At 41.2% G+C, this 18,172-nt stretch carries 15 protein-coding genes and 1 other annotated feature; of the genes, 1 reads left to right on the top strand and 14 read right to left on the bottom strand.

The window, feature by feature from the left end:
• Window positions 1-4: 4 nt before the first annotated feature.
• The 5 genes from CS060_RS11425 to msrA all read right to left on the bottom strand — a co-directional run bounded on the left by CS060_RS11425 (window position 5) and on the right by msrA (window position 5,850).
• The gene (locus CS060_RS11425; protein WP_035050189.1) at window positions 5-319 is read right to left on the bottom strand and encodes a hypothetical protein; all 315 of its coding nucleotides are present in this window, start codon (window positions 317-319) and stop codon (window positions 5-7) included.
• A 451-nt stretch (window positions 320-770) separates the two neighbouring features.
• Window positions 771-3,185 (bottom strand): phenylalanine--tRNA ligase subunit beta, encoded by a 2,415-nt coding sequence (gene pheT / locus CS060_RS11435; protein WP_035047726.1) that lies wholly within the window; start codon window positions 3,183-3,185, stop codon window positions 771-773.
• 15 nt (window positions 3,186-3,200) lie between these two features.
• The gene (gene pheS / locus CS060_RS11440; protein ID WP_099668979.1) at window positions 3,201-4,235 is read right to left on the bottom strand and encodes a phenylalanine--tRNA ligase subunit alpha; all 1,035 of its coding nucleotides are present in this window, start codon (window positions 4,233-4,235) and stop codon (window positions 3,201-3,203) included.
• A 48-nt stretch (window positions 4,236-4,283) separates the two neighbouring features.
• Window positions 4,284-4,519: a binding site (T-box leader), on the bottom strand.
• A 57-nt stretch (window positions 4,520-4,576) separates the two neighbouring features.
• Window positions 4,577-5,329: a TrmH family RNA methyltransferase gene (locus tag CS060_RS11445; RefSeq protein ID WP_035047724.1), complete on the bottom strand. Its 753-nt coding sequence runs from the start codon at window positions 5,327-5,329 to the stop codon at window positions 4,577-4,579.
• Window positions 5,326-5,850, bottom strand: coding sequence for a peptide-methionine (S)-S-oxide reductase MsrA (gene msrA / locus CS060_RS11450; protein WP_021093804.1), 525 nt, complete (start codon window positions 5,848-5,850; stop codon window positions 5,326-5,328). The genes CS060_RS11445 and msrA overlap by 4 nt, the downstream gene beginning before the upstream one ends.
• Window positions 5,851-5,933: 83 nt before the next feature.
• On the opposite strand from msrA, the gene sspI reads away from it, so the two are divergent.
• Window positions 5,934-6,143 carry a small acid-soluble spore protein SspI gene (gene sspI, locus CS060_RS11455; protein WP_006323508.1) on the top strand — a complete coding sequence of 70 codons (210 nt, stop codon included), beginning with the start codon at window positions 5,934-5,936 and terminating at the stop codon, window positions 6,141-6,143.
• Between the two features lie 15 nt (window positions 6,144-6,158).
• Here sspI and CS060_RS11460 read toward each other — a convergent pair whose 3' ends face one another.
• Genes CS060_RS11460 through CS060_RS11500 form a run of 9 tightly spaced genes read right to left on the bottom strand, consistent with a single transcriptional unit; the run spans window position 6,159 to window position 17,871 of the window.
• The gene (locus tag CS060_RS11460) at window positions 6,159-7,214 is read right to left on the bottom strand and encodes an aldose epimerase family protein (RefSeq protein WP_099668980.1); all 1,056 of its coding nucleotides are present in this window, start codon (window positions 7,212-7,214) and stop codon (window positions 6,159-6,161) included.
• 53 nt (window positions 7,215-7,267) lie between these two features.
• Complete coding sequence (locus CS060_RS11465) at window positions 7,268-8,287, bottom strand: LacI family DNA-binding transcriptional regulator (RefSeq protein ID WP_099668981.1); 1,020 nt, start codon at window positions 8,285-8,287, stop codon at window positions 7,268-7,270.
• 22 nt (window positions 8,288-8,309) lie between these two features.
• Window positions 8,310-10,253, bottom strand: a complete 1,944-nt coding sequence (locus tag CS060_RS11470) for a beta-galactosidase (RefSeq protein ID WP_035047721.1) — start codon at window positions 10,251-10,253, stop codon at window positions 8,310-8,312.
• Between the two features lie 16 nt (window positions 10,254-10,269).
• Complete coding sequence (gene galT, locus CS060_RS11475; protein ID WP_035047719.1) at window positions 10,270-11,781, bottom strand: UDP-glucose--hexose-1-phosphate uridylyltransferase; 1,512 nt, start codon at window positions 11,779-11,781, stop codon at window positions 10,270-10,272.
• A 3-nt stretch (window positions 11,782-11,784) separates the two neighbouring features.
• Window positions 11,785-12,771, bottom strand: a complete 987-nt coding sequence (galE, locus tag CS060_RS11480) for a UDP-glucose 4-epimerase GalE (protein ID WP_035047716.1) — start codon at window positions 12,769-12,771, stop codon at window positions 11,785-11,787.
• Complete coding sequence (locus CS060_RS11485) at window positions 12,771-13,946, bottom strand: galactokinase (protein ID WP_035047713.1); 1,176 nt, start codon at window positions 13,944-13,946, stop codon at window positions 12,771-12,773. Before CS060_RS11485 ends, galE begins: the two co-directional genes overlap by 1 nt.
• Window positions 13,939-16,200, bottom strand: a complete 2,262-nt coding sequence (locus tag CS060_RS11490) for an alpha-galactosidase (protein ID WP_035047711.1) — start codon at window positions 16,198-16,200, stop codon at window positions 13,939-13,941. Before CS060_RS11490 ends, CS060_RS11485 begins: the two co-directional genes overlap by 8 nt.
• 1 nt (window position 16,201) lies before the next feature.
• On the bottom strand, window positions 16,202-17,008 hold the full coding sequence (locus CS060_RS11495) for a carbohydrate ABC transporter permease (protein WP_035047708.1): 807 nt from the start codon (window positions 17,006-17,008) through the stop codon (window positions 16,202-16,204).
• Window positions 17,005-17,871: a carbohydrate ABC transporter permease gene (locus CS060_RS11500; protein ID WP_099668982.1), complete on the bottom strand. Its 867-nt coding sequence runs from the start codon at window positions 17,869-17,871 to the stop codon at window positions 17,005-17,007. Before CS060_RS11500 ends, CS060_RS11495 begins: the two co-directional genes overlap by 4 nt.
• Between the last annotated feature and the right edge of the window lie 301 nt (window positions 17,872-18,172).

An 18,172-nucleotide genomic window follows, 5' to 3' on the forward strand; every position in this document is an offset into this window, starting at 1 on the left:
CCCTTTATAATGACCAATTATAACTATTTAGATAGTCATAATGATATCCTTCCATCTCTCCGCTAAAAGGATTATAGATTGAACGCTGAATAATAAAATCCATTTTCCCTGATTTACCAGATGCACTTTTCCAAGAAGTCTGAAAATAATATGGCTTATCAGCGTAAATAGTTGCATCACCTGTTTCGTATGCTTCAGCTTCTTCAGCTCTACCATCTCCATCATCGTCATCTGTATCAAAGCCGACATTCGGAAGGTTTGATGAGAACCACCCACTATGCGGAACATTGTCTGTTGTATTGTTAATTTCAAAAGTCAAATAGTATGCAGCATTATGAATTGCTGCCGCCTCGCTATCAAATTTTACATTATTGAGATAACCTATTACTTAGGAAGAATCACTAGAAGAACGATAGGCACCCAATGACCAAATATAAGGTGACCAAGAAAAATCAGCTCCAGTAGTATAGTCTGTGTCACGTGCTTGTCCCACCTCTGGCGATAATAATGCTACTAATGCCAGACACATAACTCCTAGCCTAGTTATTTTCCTTTTCATAACAGTACCTCCCTTATAAATATTTTTCCTATTCAACCTCATTATACCTCCATTTTCTCCCTCCTTCACCGCCAACTTGCTGTCGAACCCCGCCATTTTTTTGACGGTGCGCCCGCCAATTTTGGCGGACTGGACAAAAAACGCCCTCACCGATCCGCCAAGGACATAAAAACCCCCATCCAATGCTCGTGCATCAGATGGGGGCTTCGTTTTACCCGCGCAATGTGGCGCCGAATTGTTGTTCGACAGCTTTGATGACTTGTTCGTGAACGTTTGTGACTTCTTCATCCGTTAACGTCCGCTCTGGGTCGTAGTAACGGAGCGAGAAGGCGATCGATTTTTTGCCTTCTGGGAGGCGGTCTCCTTTGTAGACGTCGAAAATCGATACGTCTTTCAACAGTTCACCACCCGCTGCGATAATCGCTTTTTGCAACTCACCCGCGACGACATGTTCATCGACGACAAGGGCGATATCGCGGGTAATGGACGGAAAGCGTGGAATTGCGGTATAGCGAATGTCATCTACTTCCACGTTCAATAACGCTTCAAGGTCTAGCTCAAACACATACGTTTCTTTCAAATCAAATTGTTTTTGTACAATAGGATGAAGCTGACCAACAAAACCGATTGTTTTTCCGTCTAGCAACATATCAGCTGTACGCCCTGGATGAAGATGCTCGCGTTTTGCTTGTTTGTATTCCAAGCGGTTCTCTAATCCTAGCAACGCAAATAAACCATCTAAAATGCCTTTTGCAACATAAAAGTCAACCGCTTTTTTCTCCCCTTGCCATACATGCGCATGCCATACGCCTGTCACAACGCCGGCGAGACGTTCTTTTTCGTTTGGCAGTTCGTGCTCACCGTTAGCTAAATATACCGAGCCGATTTCGTATAGCGCGACGTTTTCGACTTGGCGGGCGCGGTTGTAGCTTGCCGCTTCCAATAAGTGCGGCACTAAGCTTTGGCGCAAGACGCTGCGTTCTTCACTCATCGGCAATGCCAAACGAATCGGTTCCGCCGTTTCAAGCGCAAACATCGTTGCTTTTGCTTCGTTCGTGAGCGAGTACGTAATCGCTTGAAATAATCCCGCATCTTCTAAATACCGGCGTACTTTGCGGCGCTTTGCTTGATATGGGGTGAGCTTACCCGGGTTTGCTTCGCCGATTGGAAGCGTTGCTGGTAAATGATCGTATCCGTATAAACGCGCTACTTCTTCGATGATGTCTTCTTCGATAGCAATATCGCGGCGGCGCGATGGAACGGTAATCGTAAACGTTCCGTTATCTTCTGTGAATGTAAATTGCAAGTTCGTTAAAATATTCGCAACTTCTTCTTTCGTAATGGTTGTGCCAAGCACGCGATTAATACGATGTAACGTAATCGTAACAACGACATCCTTTAGTTGTAATGTATTCGCTTCGACAACGCCGCCAACGATTTCCCCGCCAGCATATTCCGCCATTAACGCAGCTGCGCGATCAAGCGCTTCTTTCGTGCGCGCTGGGTCGATGCCTTTTTCAAACCGTGTGCTCGACTCGCTGCGCAATCCGTGGTCTTTGACCGCTTGGCGAATGACCGGGCTTGTAAAATAAGCCGATTCAATAAACACCGTCGTCGTGTCATCTTGCACTTCCGAGTTTGCCCCACCCATTACACCAGCTAAAGCGACAGGCTCTTTGCCGTTTGTAATGACAAGATGTTCTTCTGTCAGCGTGCGCTCTACATCATCAAGCGTCACAATCGTTTCGCCTTCTTTTGCGCGGCGAACGACAATTTCGTTTGAGCCGAGGCGATCGTAGTCAAACGCATGAAGCGGCTGACCGTATTCAAGTAAAATGTAGTTCGTAATATCAACGACATTGTTGTGCGGTCGAATGCCAGCTGCCATTAAACGCGCTTGCATCCAAAGCGGCGATGGGCCAATTTTTACGTTTTTCACAATGCGCCCTGCATATAACGGATTATCTTCTTGTGCATCGACACGGACAGAAATATAATCATGAACACTTTCATTGTTTTCGTGAAGTTCGATGGTCGGAAGCTTCACGCTCCGTCCTAAAATCGCTGCCACTTCATAAGCAACGCCAATCATGCTTAAACAATCGGCGCGGTTTGGTGTTAAACTAAGTTCTAACACTTCGTCATCCAAGTAAAGGAGTTCTAGCGCATCCGCTCCGACCGGTGCATCGCTTGGGAAAACGAAAATGCCATCAACGTATTCTTTCGGTACTAATTTCGACTCCACGCCAAGCTCTTGTAACGAACAAATCATGCCGTTTGATTCTTCCCCGCGCAATTTCGCGCGTTTAATTTTAAAGTTGCCAGGCAATACAGCACCAACTTTAGCAACGGCAACCTTTTGTCCTTTTGCGACGTTCGGCGCCCCGCAAATAATTTGCACTGGCTCCCCTTCACCGATATCGACAAGACATTTACTTAGTTTATCGGCGTTCGGATGTTGTTCACGCTCGAGGACATGTCCGATGACAACCCCTTGTATTCCTTTATTGCGCACCTCGACTCTTTCTACTTCAATCCCTGCTTTTGTAATGCGATCGGCTAATTGTTTTGCGGTAATGCCTGTTAAATCCACATATTCCTGTAGCCATTTATATGAAACGAACATCCATGAAACCTCCCTTTACACCCGATTAAATTGTTGCAAGAAACGAAGATCGTTTTGGTAAAAATGGCGAATATCATCAATGCCATATTTGAGCATTGCGATACGCTCTGGACCCATACCAAACGCAAAACCGGTATATTTTTTCGAGTCAAATCCCGCCATCTCGAGCACGTTCGGATGAACCATCCCTGCCCCTAAAATTTCAATCCAGCCAGTACCTTTACATACTCCGCATCCGTGCCCGCCGCAATTAAAACATGACACGTCGACTTCAACAGACGGTTCGGTAAATGGGAAGAAGCTTGGACGGAAACGAATGTCGCGATCTTCCCCAAACATTTTGCGCGCAAATTCACGTAACGTTCCTTTTAAATCGCTCATGCGAATGTTTTCGTCTACAACAAGCCCTTCAATTTGTGTAAATTGATGGGAATGTGTTGCATCGTCGTTGTCGCGGCGATACACTTTTCCCGGACAAATGATTTTTACAGGACCGCGTCCTTGATGTTTTTCCATCGTTCTTGCTTGCACTGGTGACGTATGCGTGCGCAGCAAAATCTCCTCTGTAATATAAAACGAATCTTGCATATCGCGCGCCGGATGACCTTTTGGCAAATTGAGCGCTTCAAAGTTGTAGTAATCTTGCTCCACTTCTGGACCTTCGGCAATTGTATAGCCCATGCCGATAAATAAATCTTCAATTTCTTCAATGACGCGCGTGAGTGGATGATGATTGCCACGTCTAATCGGACGCCCTGGAAGTGTCACATCAATCGCTTCCGCCGCTAGTTTTTTCTCGACTTCTGCTTGTTCAAGTGTTGCTTGTTTTGCTTCTAACGCTCGTTGAATCGCTTCGCGCACGTCGTTTACAAGCGCTCCCATGATCGGACGCTCTTCAGGCGACAACGCCCCCATGCCGCGCAGCACTTCTGTAATTGGGCCTTTTTTGCCGAGATACGCCACACGTACGTCATTAAGCGCTTTTAAATCGTTTGCCTGTTCAATTTTTTCAAGCGCTTCTTGTTGAAGCTGTTGTAACCGTTCTTTCATGTGAAATCCCTCCTTATTATGTATAAAAAATAAAAAACTCGCCCCTTAATAAGGGACGAGTGCACTCGCGGTACCACCCTTGTTAGCTATGTCGTTCGCATAGCTCACTTCATTCAGATAACGGTCTACACCGGAACGCCTTTACATTTTGCATGCGCAAAATGGTCCAAGCGCCAACTCCCGAGGTGAATTCACTTGCTTCTACCATAAAAACGCTCGCAGTCTATGGCGTTTTCTCCCTGAATGGCGATCGGCAAGCTACTCTTCTCGATCATCGTTTTTTGTATGATGAAATTCTTCATTTATTATAAGCAAATGGGGAATAACGTGCAAGGTTGCGTTTATTTTTTCTGCAAATGGTAAAGTAAAATTCCTGTCGCAACGGCTACGTTTAACGATTCTGCCTGCCCGTAAATCGGCACATATAAGTTGGCAGTTGTTTGTTGTAGCCACTTATCGTTCACACCGCTTCCTTCGTTTCCAACGATTAATGCAAACGATGACGAGGGTGATACAGATCGATAGTCTACTCCGTTTTGAAGTGATGTTCCATAAATCGGAATATGTTCATTTTGAAAGCGAGCCATCCATTGTCCGATGTCTCCTTTTATCACAGGAAAATGAAATAACGAACCTTGCGTAGCACGGATCACTTTTGCATTATATATATCTGCGCTCCCTTCACCAACAACAACGACGTCTACTCCTGCGGCATCTGCGGTACGAATGATTGTCCCTACATTCCCCGGATCTTGTACGGCGTCGATGAACAATGCTGTTTGTACATCAGCGACGTTCCAATGCAATTGTTTGCATACCGCTGCGATGCCTTGCGGTGTTTCCGTGTCGCTAATTGCTTTCATCACGTCATTTGTCACGATCGTCATCGGAATATGCGCAACGTTCCATCTTGCTGGAATAGTCGCATGTTCAGCGATGATGATTTCTTCAATATGAACGCCGCTTTTTATTGCCTCTTCAACTAAATGAAATCCTTCTACTAAAAATAGCCCCGTTTTCTCGCGCTCTTTTTTCGTTAAAAGTTTTTTCCATTGCTTCACTCGCTCATTTTTCGGTGATTCAATTCGTTTCACTCGTTGTTCCCCCAATGTTTCGCAATAAATTCATCGCGACCTGAGGCAGCGCGGTCTTCTTTGTAATGTTTCGGATTTTTTTTATGGTAATTTTGATGATAGTCTTCTGCTGGATAAAACGTTGTCGCTGGTAAAATTTCTGTTACGATCGGCTTGGAAAAACGACCACTTTCTTCTAATTGTTTTTTCGATTGCTCCGCTAATGTTTTTTGTCTTTCGTTATGATAAAAAATCGCTGTTCGATATTGTGGGCCACGGTCGTGAAATTGCCCACCGTCATCCGTCGGATCAATTTGACACCAATATAACTCTAACAATTTTTCATACGGAAACACATCGGGATCAAACGTAATTTGCACCGCTTCATAATGTCCTGTCGTTCCTGTTTTCACTTGTTCATACGTCGGATGTTCAACATGACCGCCTGTGTATCCAGAAACGATGCCGTAAATCCCATCAAGCTCTTCAAACGGCGTGACCATGCACCAAAAACATCCGCCGGCAAATGTTGCTTTTTCCATTTTTATCTCTCCTCTTTGATGAATAGTAGTTATCATTATAGCAAAAACTACGTACGCAATACATAAAGAATGGAGTGAACCAAATGGACTTTAACTTACGTGGTGCCGTCATGGCCAATGTTGCAAACAGCTCAAAAGACCAACTCGAGCATACAATTGTTGATGCGATTCAACAAGGAGAAGAAAAATATTTGCCTGGTCTTGGCGTCTTGTTTGAAGCATTATGGAATCATGCAACAGATGAACAAAAACAATCAATGCTTACGACATTAGAAGAAGCCGTAAAAAAATAGCCTTCGCGTTGAAGGCTATTTTCCGTCAACAACACAAAACTTATATTTTGTCGTTGATGAATACACTTCTCCTGCACGCAATATGCAAGACGGGAAGTGAGAATAATTCACGGCATTTGGCAATGCTTGCGTCTCCAAACAAACCCCTAAATATTTGCGCGATGGTACACCGTTTATCGTTTCTTCATTAGGAAGCTGGTTCCCTGTGTACACGACTACCGCTGGTTCGTCTGTTTCGACAATCAGTGTTCGCCCACTTTCTCTGTCACATAAAACAATTTCTTCATCATGATGAGCATTTAACAAAAATGGATGGTCATATCCTTGCCCGACTAAAACAATTTGCGGATCTGTTGAATCGATTACTTCTTTTAGCACTTTTCCTTGACGTAAATCAAAAGGTGTACCCGCCACATCTTTTATTTCTCCAGTTGGGATAAATTCATGATCTAACGGTAAAAAGCGATCGCTTTTTATTTTTAATTCGTGTTGCAAAATATCTCTTTTTACGTTACCGCTTAAATTGAAATACGTATGATTTGTTAATGTAAACGGAGTGTCTTGATCCGAAATGGCGTGATAAGAAATGATGAACTCATTTTGATTATTTAGTGTATATGTGACTTGAACATCAACATTTCCTGGATATCCTTCTTCTCCATCAACACTTCGATGCAAAAAACGCACACCGACTTCTTCTTTTTTTGAAAATGCTGACGCTTGCCAAATGACATGATGAAAGCCTTTCTCTCCACCGTGCAGATGATTTTTGTTTTCATTTGCATGTAGCTTGTATGTTTTTCCATTTAATTCAAAACAACTATTTTTTATTCTTCCTGCTACTCGCCCGATGACAACTCCTAAGTATGGACGGTTTATCAAATAGGAAGTGAAATCATCAAATGCTAAAACGACATTTTCATCTTTTCCGTTTTTATCAGGAACAATTATGCTTGTAATGATACAACCGTAGTTTAAACAAGTGATTTCCATTCCATGGCCATTTGCAAGTGTAAATGCGATGATCGGTTGACCGTTGATTTCTGTTCGTTGTTCTTGTACAAGTCTCATGTTTATTCCCCTTTTGCACATGTTAAAAGAAATAGCTCTCACCAAAGTGGAAGCTATTTCTTTACTGTATGGGCACAGCTGCTTTCCCTCACAACAAGTTTCGTTGGAACGACAATTTTTTTCGGAATGTCTCTTTTCGTTTGAATTTGTTCGACAAGCAATTCAACCGCTGTTTCTCCCATAAATTCCGTGTAAACTTGCACAGTTGATAATGGAGGCTGAACAAATTTGGATGTAGGGAGATCGTTAAAGCCGACAACCGTTATTTCATTTGGAACATCAATCCCCGCTTCATGTAGCGCCCGCAACGCTCCAATCGCCATCGAATCGCTTGCGATAAAAAACGCAGTTGGCCGATTCGGCAGCTGAAGTGCTTGTTTCATTAACATATATCCATCTTCTGCAATAAAACGCCCGGTGAAAACATATTCGGGAATGAACATACCTCGCAAATATAAATATTCGTAAAATGTACGTTCACGCTCATCTTGAATTAAATGACCGTCATCAACATATTCACGCCCTCCAATATAGCCGATATGTTTATGACCGAGATCAATTAAATATTGAAGAACGCGAGCTGTCGCTTTTCGAAAATCGACAACGACAGAATCAAAGCGATCTTCATCAGGCGAATAGTCAACAAAAACGATATGGTCGGTAACAGATGCAAACAAGTCAATTTCCCTTTTCCCAAACTTCCCGACCGCTATAATCCCATCTAAACCTGTCAACCACTCCGATTCATACGAGCCTCCGTTTTTAAATAATTTGACTAACTCAATTTGACGGCGAAAACATTCCTTTTCAACACCAAGGCGAACAGCCATGTAGTATGGATCGTCAAGTTCTTGAGATTCCGAATACCAGTTCACCACCCCGAAGCGAAGTCGGTCTTTTGCACTCATTTGATTGCGTTCCCGAGGCGTTTTATAGTTCAGCTCTTGGGCAATTTCAAAAATGCGCTTTCTCGTTTCATCCGAGACGGATAACGTTGTATCGTAGTTTAGTACACGCGATACAGTGGCGACCGAAACCCCTGCTTTCTCGGCAATTTCTTTCAATGTAGCCATCGATGCCACCCCTTTATTTATGCTAAATTTTAACGATTTGACTATCGTACGGTTTGAGGATCAAATCGCGAAATTGTTTTTCTTGATCTGTATGATTGAGGACGAACATATACTCTCCATCTTCACATACACGTCGATATACTTCAACACCTTCGTCGCTTTCTACATGCCATATACGATGTTTTTGCACAATGTCTTTGGCGAGATCATCAAGAACATGGCGATCTATTCCTCCACCAATATAATAAACATTCCCATTACCATATTCATTTTCTGTTATCGCGGCAAGTGGATAAAACGGGTCATCATATCGATATAATACATTCGCTGTTGTTGGTTCAAGCAAATCTCGCCACACAGAGCACATCGCCTTTTTACCTTGCCATCGTCCTTCACCGATGATTGGAACATGACGATATGCGAGCGATTCTACTTCGTGAATATGCGCACCGACAAAGTCGCTCACGTGCGCAGGTAATACATGTTTAAAATGAATATTATTTTGTTTATTTTTTAACCCCGTTCGGAAAGAAAATATAATTGTCCCGCCAGATCGAGCAAACGTTTTCAGTTTTTCGGCTAATTGTTCGTCAATGATTTGTAATACAGGAACGATAAGTACTTTATATGTTGAAAAATCCCGTGAAACAGGAATGACGTCGATATTTGTATTTAAACGATAAAATGGCTCATATAACCGAAGAAGTTCTGTTGTAAAATCAAACGCTTTACTTTGCGGCTGAAAACGCCACGACCAAATGTTATCATAATCATATAAAACAGCGATATTCGCTTGAATGGGTGATTGTAACACATGTTCAAATTTCGGAATATGTGAAAAAACAGATTGTACTTCCTTATACTTTCTTCCGCGCACATTGCTATGATCTACAATTCCATAACAAAATTGCTCTGCTCCTCGATCCATTCCTCGCCAACTAAAATATAACATATTCGTACATCCGTGGGCGAACGCCTGATACGACCACATTTTTGCTTGATTCGGTCGCGGTAAATATCCAATCATTTCATGCCCTTGCGCTCCCATCAGTTCTTCAACAATCCAATAATTTTTCCCGAGCAACCCGCGATTAAAATCATGACTCATCGCAATCGCTGCAGGAGAAATTGGCTCATCTAGTCCTCCCCATACAGGATAGTTATCATAAGACACGAAGTCCATGTGGCGCACATTTTCTTCGTGATCAAACCATTTATAAAAAAATCCGCCAGATACGTTTGTCGTGACCTGCTGATGAGAACCTTTATGTTTTTTCACAATGTTTGTCATTTCATGAGCGAAACGGTTGACGGAAAACGAACGAAAACGAGCCCAATCTAACTGTAAAGACGGATTATGTGTTGTAATTGTTTTCGTTGGTATCGGAATTTCTGAAAAATCGTTATACGTCTGTCCCCAAAAAATTGTTCCGTACGCTTCATTTAATGCGTCAATTTGTTTATATTTTTCTTTCAAAAATTGCTGAAACTCACGATGGCACTGCTCACAATAACACATATCGCTTCCTTCATGTCCGAATTCATTATCAATTTGCCAAGCAACGATTGCTTCCTCATCTTTGTAATGTTTAACAAGTTGTTCTGTTATATTGGCTGCATATGAGCGATACGTTTTCGAGTTAAAACAATATTGTCGTCGTCCTCCAAATACACGAGTACGTCCATATTCGTCTTTCGATAAAATATCTGGGTGTTTTTTTGCTAACCAAGCTGGAAACGTTGCGGTCGGCGTACCAAACATGATCGAAAGTCCGTTTTCTTTCAACTTTTTAACTACTTCATCAAAAAAAGAAAAGTCAATATTCCCTTCTGTTCTCTCCATTAAATGCCAAGAAAATTCTCCGATGCGAACGATGTTAGCCCCAAGCGCTTTAATTCCTTGAATATCTTCATCGATCATTTCTTTTGGCCAATATTCTGGATAGTAGTCCACTCCTACATACATGTTTTCTCCTCCGTCTTTAGTTATTTCGTTCTTGAATATGACGAATAAAACGATGAAACGCTTCCTTTCCTTCTTCCGTTCGTTTAAATACACCTGCATGTTCAAGCACTTGTTCGAATCGCTTTCCCACTTCTTCTTTTAATAATTCATGGACATCATTGATGACAGGGTTTCTTTCCATCATGTCCTGCACCCATTCCCAATGCTTCAATAATGCCGGTTCCCATTGTTCTTTCGGCGTTTTATTTGTCATATATATCGCTACACTCTCTAATTCATCCGCTAATCGACTAGGCAATACCGCTAACCCCATGACTTCAATTAAACCGATATTTTCCTTTTTAATATGGTGCAATTCCTCATGCGGATGAAAAATGCCGTACGGATATTTCTCTGATGTGCGATTGTTTCTTAACACGATATCCATCTCGTATAATTCCTCGCGTCTACGAGCAATTGGTGTGACTGTATTATGCGGTACGCCATTTGTTTGCGCATATATACCTACTTTCGGATCGCTATACGTTTGCCATTCTTTATAGATGAAGTCACTCACTTCTAACACATCTTGTTTTGTTCCGCTTATACGTATCACCGACATCGGCCAACGAATGACGCTCATTTGTACATGCGGATAAGCTGGAAGTGTGAATAAAAAATCAGCTGAAGCTTTTTCAATCGCAAATGTATATTGTCCACCTTGAAAATGATCGTGCGATAAAATCGATCCTCCTACAATAGGTAAATCTGCATTTGAACCGATAAAGTAATGCGGAAATTGATCGACAAAATCAAGCAACCGTTCAAACGTTTTTCTTTCCATTTTCATCGGTACATGCTTATCGCGAAGCACGATGCAATGTTCGTTGTAATAAACGTAAGGTGAATATTGAAAAAACCAACGTTCTCCACATAAATCAATTGGAATGATGCGATGGTTCGCTCGCGCAGGATGACGAATTGTTCCTGCGTACCCTTCATTTTCGATGCATAACAAGCAAGCAGGATAATGCTGCTCTTTTGTCTCCTTCATGCGCGCAATATCGCGAGGATCTTTTTCGGGTTTCGATAAGTTGATTGTAATATCCATATCTCCGTATTTCGTACGCGCTTTCCATCGTCTATTTTTCATCACTCGGTCTACACGAATGTAATTGGACGCTTGACTCAGTTCATAAAACCAAGTTGTTGCTTCTTGTTTATTGCGTTTGTATTTTTCATAAAATGTTTGAATAATCGTAGACGGACGCGCCACAAAACAATTCATCATTTCTGTATCAAATAAATCACGTTCTGTCACTGTCTTTCCAGCAAATTGCCCATGCACTTCAGCCCAATGGATTATGCGTTGCAAAATGGAAACGAGTGGGCGATCCGAGGACGGTATCACATTAACTTGTTTCCATTCATCCAGCTTTAACAAAGCTAGCAGTCGATTGCGCGCATAAATGACATCTTCTTGTTCGATTAAACGATGATAAAGTGCATATTGAATAAGCGCTTCAATTTCTTCATAAATGTTTACCATCGCTTACACCTCTTCATATCCGTTCGGATTCGCTTCATGCCACTCCCATGCGGAAGCAACAATTTCCTCAATCGCTCTGTATCTCGGCTGCCAGCCGAGTTCGCGTTTTGCTTTTTCCGATGAAGCAACTAAGCGTGCAGGATCTCCAGGTCGTCTTGGTACAATTTTTGTAGGAATCGGATGTCCTGTGACGCGACGTGCTGCTTCCACAACTTCTTTGACAGAAAATCCGTTGCCATTTCCTAAATTGTATATGTCACTTTCTCCACCGTTTCTTAGTTTTTCTACCGCTAACATATGGGCATCTACTAAATCTAACACATGAATGTAGTCACGAATGCACGTACCGTCATGCGTATCGTAATCATCTCCAAAAATATGAATCTCTTTTCGTTTTCCTAACGGTACTTGTAAAATAAGTGGAATTAAATGTGTCTCTGGCCGATGATCTTCACCAATTATCGTTCCGTACGCTCCAGCAACATTAAAATATCGTAAAGAAATGTAGCGAATCCCGTATGCGATGTTGACCCACTTCATCATTTTTTCCATCGCTAGTTTTGTTTCACCATACGGACTTTCAGGATTTGTTTCATCTTCCTCTTGAATTGGAATTTGTTTTGGTTCTCCATATACAGCAGCTGTTGAGGAAAAAACAATTTGTTTGACGCCATGTTCATTCATGACATCAAGTAACACTTCTGTTCCATAAACATTGTTGTTGTAATACGCTAATGGCGCTTTCACACTTTCACCGACAAGAGAGTTAGCTGCAAAATGAATTACTGTATTTATTTCATGCTTTTTAAATATGTCGCTTAAAAAGTGACGATCACGAATATCTCCCTCGTAAAACAGCGCATCTGGGTGAACAGCTTTTCGATGTCCTGTTTGTAAATTATCGACAACAACGACTTGTTCTCCTTTTTCAATGAAACGATACACCGCATGACTTCCAATGTAGCCTGCCCCACCACAAACAAGAATCATTACAAGCCCTCTCCTTCTTTTGTAAGCTGTTTGGCCCCGTCACCAATTTTCGCTACGTAAAAACTTGGTGCATACCCTATCTCCATTTCATACATTTTCCTAACTTCTTCGATAAACGACGGAATATGATCGTCTTTTACAATATTTACTGTACAACCGCCAAACCCCGCTCCTGTCATGCGTGCCCCAATCGTCCCTTTATGTTTCCACGCTGCCTCCACGAGCGTATCTAACTCTTTTCCCGTCACTTCATAATCATCACGCAATGATTCATGTGATTTGCGCATGAATTGTCCAAACGTATGCAAATCTCCCTTTTGTAAAGCAGAGGCAGCTTGTTTCGTCCGTTCATTTTCCGAAACGACATGACGCACTCGTTTTTGTTCTATCGGTGACAAAACGTGCGCATATTGGTGAAACTGCTCGATCGTTAAATCACTAAGAGAGTGGATGCTTACATAGCGCTGTAATTTCGCAAGCGCCTGTTCACATGTCGCACGGCGCTCGTTATATGCTGAATCCGCTAACCCTCGCTTTTTATTTGTGTTAGCAATCACAATCGAGCAATCTTCCAAAGAAAGTGGCAAATATTCGTATTGAAGCGTTTGGCAATCGAGTAGTAGCGCATGCCCTGCTTTCCCCATGCCGACCGCAAATTGATCCATAATCCCGCAGTTAACACCGATATATTCATTTTCGACTTTTTGACTAATTTTTACCAATCCCATCATCTCCATACGAAGTTGAAACAACTCGTTCAACATAACGGCGGTAGCGAGCTCGATAGAAGCAGAAGAAGATAGCCCTGCCCCGTTTGGAATGTTGCCATAGTATAAGACGTCAATCCCATTTTGTACATCTTTCGGCATAAGTGCTCGAATGATTCCTTTCGGATAATTCGCCCATCCATGGCGATCGTCATATGCAAGTTCGTCTTTTGTCACGGAGACAATTCCATCTTCATGGAAGTTTTTCGAATACAATCGAATAATCCCCTCATCATTTAATCGAGCAACTGCATACGTTCCGATATGCAATGAACAAGGGAGCACATACCCTCCGTTATAATCAGTATGTTCACCGATTAAATTGACACGACCAGGGGCGAAGAAAGTGAAAGTCTCTCTCTCACCTTGACCGAATAACTGAATAAAATCACGTACTAACTCATTCATTTGATTTCTCCTCCTCTACTGCCTTTAACACCACCAAACAAGATACATAATCCCCCATCATTCTCGTCTCCTTCGTCTTTATCGTTCCCATATAAAACGGTGGGAGGAAGAGACCGATATGCATCAGCTCATCACCATAAATGATTTGTGTTTTCCCTTCCATCATCACTTCGTACTTGCACTCTGCATCCAATCCTTTTAAGTATATCCTCATGAATGAAGGGTTTGGTTTTGCGACAAAACGGTAAAATGCAACGATAGCTTCTCTTTTGTCTTCGGAAACAACCATCCATGCTGCATCCGTTCCTTCAAACGGGCTCATTAAACGATAAAACGTGCCATACTGCAAAAGCGTGCGATATTTTTTAAAAAAGGAAATTTGTTTTTTCACTTGTTGCTTCTCTTGCTCACTTAATGCTGCAGGATCTAATTCGTAACCAAACGCTCCAAACATAGCCACATGCCATCTTGTCTTTAAAGGCGTCACTCGTCCGGTTTGATGGTTAGGTACAGCGGATACATGTGCACCTATGGAACTAATTGGGTAAACGAGCGTCGTTCCATATTGAATTTTGACGCGTTCGAATGCATCTGTATTATCACTTGCCCAACTTTGCGGCATATAGTAAAGCATACCGGGATCAAAACGATTTCCGCCGCTAGCACAAGATTCAAATAAGACATATGGAAATTTATTTGTAAGTCGCTCGAGCAATTCATATAGTCCGAGAATATAACGATGGGCAACTTCTCCTTGTCTACTTGCTTCGAGTGAAGAAGAACCAATTTCCGTCATGTTTCGATTCATATCCCACTTCACATATGTGATATTAGCACTTTCCAACAAATTACAAATCGTATGATACAAATAATCTCTAACATCTCGTCTTGTTAAATCAAGAATGTACTGATTTCTTCCATGTGAAATTGTTGAACAATTCGGAGCCTTTAACACCCAATCTGGATGGCGCTCATATAATCTACTTTTTTCACATATCATTTCTGGCTCTATCCAAATACCAAACTCTAGACCTTTTTCATTTATTCTTTTAACAAGCTCCGATAACCCATTTGGAATTTTATTCAGATCTACAGTCCAATCCCCTAGTGATGTCGTATCATCATTTCTTCCTTCAAACCACCCATCGTCTAAAACAAACAATTCAACCCCTAACTCCTTCGCTGACTCAGCAATGGTTAATAGTTTTTCTTCATGAAATTGAAAATACGTTGCTTCCCAGTTGTTAATTAAAATAGGGCGCGGACGATGGCGCCAAGGTCCTCGCACAAGATGAGAAGCATATAAACGATGATACGTTTGGCTCATTCCGTTTAATCCAGCAGGTGAATATACCATAACGACTTCAGGCGTTTGAAACGATTCATTTGGATGCAAAATCCATCGAAAATCAAACGGATTTATGCCAATAAAAGCGCGTGCAACATCATAATGATCAACCTCAACTCCTGCGATAAAGTTTCCGCTATATACAAGACTAAAGCCATATACATCTCCAGTATGTTCTGTTGCTTCGATACATTTTAGAGCAAAAAAAGGATTATGCTGTGAACTACTTGTGCCACGTTTGCTATCAATAAACTGAACTCCTTTTTTCAACGCTCGCGATGTGACATGACGCTCACGAATCCACGCTCCATCTAAATGAATCATCTCAAATTGAGCATCTGGATAATCAACAACGGCACTTAATATCCTTTCAATAGCGATCGGATGTTGCCCATCATTTGTTAAACGAACGCTTCGAGTAATCACACTTTCATGTTCAAAGACACTATATTGTAGCTGTAACTGTACGCGTGATGCTTCGTCATATAACGTAATCATAAGCGTCGTTGCATCATTCCCATCATCTACGTATGTTGCAGGAAGACGGTCAAGCTTCGGTTTTCCTTTTATTACTTTGTATGATTGAAAAACAAAGCGGGTAATACGACTTCCATTTTCATGCCATATATGAAATGCTGGTTCACGAAAATCTGTCGTCCCGTATGATGGATATTCTTGTTTAATCACCTCAAGGGAAAACGTTTGATCTCCTTTATACAAAAATGTTGCATTGCCAATTGGCTCATTTGGCAATTGAAATAGATGAGAAAAGTTTTCACGATGATTGACTTTTTTTCCATAATACAAATGACCAAGTTGGCCGTTTTTTAACACACAAAAAATATAACTGCTCTCCTTCGTTTGGAGATGAAACTGTCGTAGCGACTCATTAATAAAGATAGGCATTTTACTTCACCGCGCTTCCTAACATACCCGAAATAAAGTGTCTTTGTAATGATAAAAAGAAAACAATGATTGGGACAGTAGCTAACGTTACCCCTGCCATCACTTGCCCGTAATCGATACGTGATAAACCAAATAAACTAGAAAGTGCAACAGGGAACGTGTACATATCGGTTGACGACACAGCAATTAAAGGCCATAAAAAGCTATTCCATTGATACATGAATAGAAAAATGGCGGTCGCTGCGAGTGCTGGTTTCATGGACGGCAATACGATACGAAAGAAAATGCGCCACTCTCCCGCCCCATCTATTCTTGCAGCTTCAATAAGAGCATTGGGGAACGCTAACATATTTTGTCTCATTAAAAAAATAGCAAATGGATATGCTAAATTCGGTAAAATGAGTGCTTTATACGTATTTAGCCATCCGAATGCAGCCATCATTTTAAATAACGGAATAACCGTTGCGTGATATGGAATCATCATCGACAATAGGAAAATAGCAAAAATCGTGTCTCTACCTTTAAATTCAAATTTCGCAAATGCATATGCAGCCATCGTGCAAATAAGTAAACTAAAAATCGTATACGTAAGAGAAACGAACAACGAGTTAAACAACACTCGACCAATTCCGATAGATTCATTCAAATTTGTCACATTTTCAATGAGTTTTGTCCCCGGAACAAATGAAAGCTGCTTCGAAAAAAGCTTTCCACTCTCATTTGTGGCACCGATAAACGCCCAATAAAATGGAAATAGCGAAATGAGCGCCCCAATAGTCAATGTAATATATAAACTCATTTTTTTCATCGCTCATCCCCCGATACTTTAAACTGAATAAAGCTTAAAATAGCAATTAAAACGACAATAACGTACGCAATGGTTGAGGCATATCCAAAGTCAAAATAACGAAATCCTGTTTGGTACAAATACATTCCAATCGTTAACGTTTCATCGCTTGGCCCCCCTTTTGTAAGCGTATACGGTTCATCAAACAATTGAAGTGTTCCAATTGTTGATAAAATAGCTGTAAATAAAATGACCGGTTTTAACTGAGGAATAGTAATTGAAAAAAATTGCCTTACTTTACTTGCCCCATCTATACTTGCTGCTTCGTATAAATCTTCCGAAATATTTTGCAAAGCTGCTAAATAAATGACCATATTATATCCGACCCAACGCCATGTCATGGCTAAAATAAGGGATACTTTCGCCCAGAATGGGTGAGATAGCCATGGGATCGAGCCAATTCCGATCCATTCTAGCAGTTGATTCATTAGCCCATCGTTCATTAACATAATTGAAAAAATGATTGAATACGCTACAAGCGATGTAACAGCTGGTAGAAAAAAAGATACACGAAACATCGCTTTCCATTTTAAAAGTGAAGAGTGAAGAAGGACGGCTAAAATAAGCGCTAAAAAAAGCATCATCGGAACTTGAACCGCTAAAATAATAAAGGTGTTTTTTAATGCTTTTAAAAAAATAGCATCATTAAATAAACGCTTATAGTTTTCTAAACCGTTAAATGTCATCTCCCCACCGACACTTGTCTGAAAACTCATAACGAGAGAGTAACCGATCGGATAAAGCATAAAAATTGAAAACAAAATTACAGAAGGAGCAATGAAAATGTACGGCACAATTTTCTTTTTCCATACATGTTTTTTCATTTTTGTGTGCCCCTCGACTTTAGGTGTCATCGAGTTTACTTCCACCATTTTTGTACTCAAACTCCCTCTTCCTTTCCTTATTCACTTTTAAGTAGAAATGAGAGATTTAGCTATATCACTAAATCTCTCATTCATTTTTCAATATATCCGTATTTTAATAAGTGTTCATTTCTCGTTTGTAACTATTCAGCCACATCATAAAGTGAGCTGAATATTTTTTGCTTTTCCTGTCTATGATGTGAATATTGATAGACAAGGAGGTGAATCGCATGTTGACGGTACAACAAGCTGTATTTACAGT

The organism is Anoxybacillus flavithermus (assembly GCF_002742685.1).
GTDB classification, from domain to species: Bacteria; Bacillota; Bacilli; order Bacillales; family Anoxybacillaceae; genus Anoxybacillus; species Anoxybacillus flavithermus_E.

Bases quoted from the DNA above. Each gene is read 5' to 3' on its own strand.
- pheT (WP_035047726.1), bottom strand. From the start codon at position 3,185: ATGTTCGTTTCATATAAATGGCTACAGGAATATGTGGATTTAACAGGC.
- pheS (WP_099668979.1), bottom strand. From the start codon at position 4,235: ATGAAAGAACGGTTACAACAGCTTCAACAAGAAGCGCTTGAAAAAATT.
- msrA (WP_021093804.1), bottom strand. From the start codon at position 5,850: ATGGAAAAAGCAACATTTGCCGGCGGATGTTTTTGGTGCATGGTCACG.
- sspI (WP_006323508.1), top strand. From the start codon at position 5,934: ATGGACTTTAACTTACGTGGTGCCGTCATGGCCAATGTTGCAAACAGC.
- CS060_RS11460 (WP_099668980.1), bottom strand. From the start codon at position 7,214: ATGAGACTTGTACAAGAACAACGAACAGAAATCAACGGTCAACCGATC.
- CS060_RS11465 (WP_099668981.1), bottom strand. From the start codon at position 8,287: ATGGCTACATTGAAAGAAATTGCCGAGAAAGCAGGGGTTTCGGTCGCC.
- CS060_RS11470 (WP_035047721.1), bottom strand. From the start codon at position 10,253: ATGTATGTAGGAGTGGACTACTATCCAGAATATTGGCCAAAAGAAATG.
- galT (WP_035047719.1), bottom strand. From the start codon at position 11,781: ATGGTAAACATTTATGAAGAAATTGAAGCGCTTATTCAATATGCACTT.
- galE (WP_035047716.1), bottom strand. From the start codon at position 12,771: ATGATTCTTGTTTGTGGTGGGGCAGGCTACATTGGAAGTCATGCGGTG.
- CS060_RS11485 (WP_035047713.1), bottom strand. From the start codon at position 13,946: ATGAATGAGTTAGTACGTGATTTTATTCAGTTATTCGGTCAAGGTGAG.
- CS060_RS11490 (WP_035047711.1), bottom strand. From the start codon at position 16,200: ATGCCTATCTTTATTAATGAGTCGCTACGACAGTTTCATCTCCAAACG.
- CS060_RS11495 (WP_035047708.1), bottom strand. From the start codon at position 17,008: ATGAAAAAAATGAGTTTATATATTACATTGACTATTGGGGCGCTCATT.
- CS060_RS11500 (WP_099668982.1), bottom strand. From the start codon at position 17,871: ATGAAAAAACATGTATGGAAAAAGAAAATTGTGCCGTACATTTTCATT.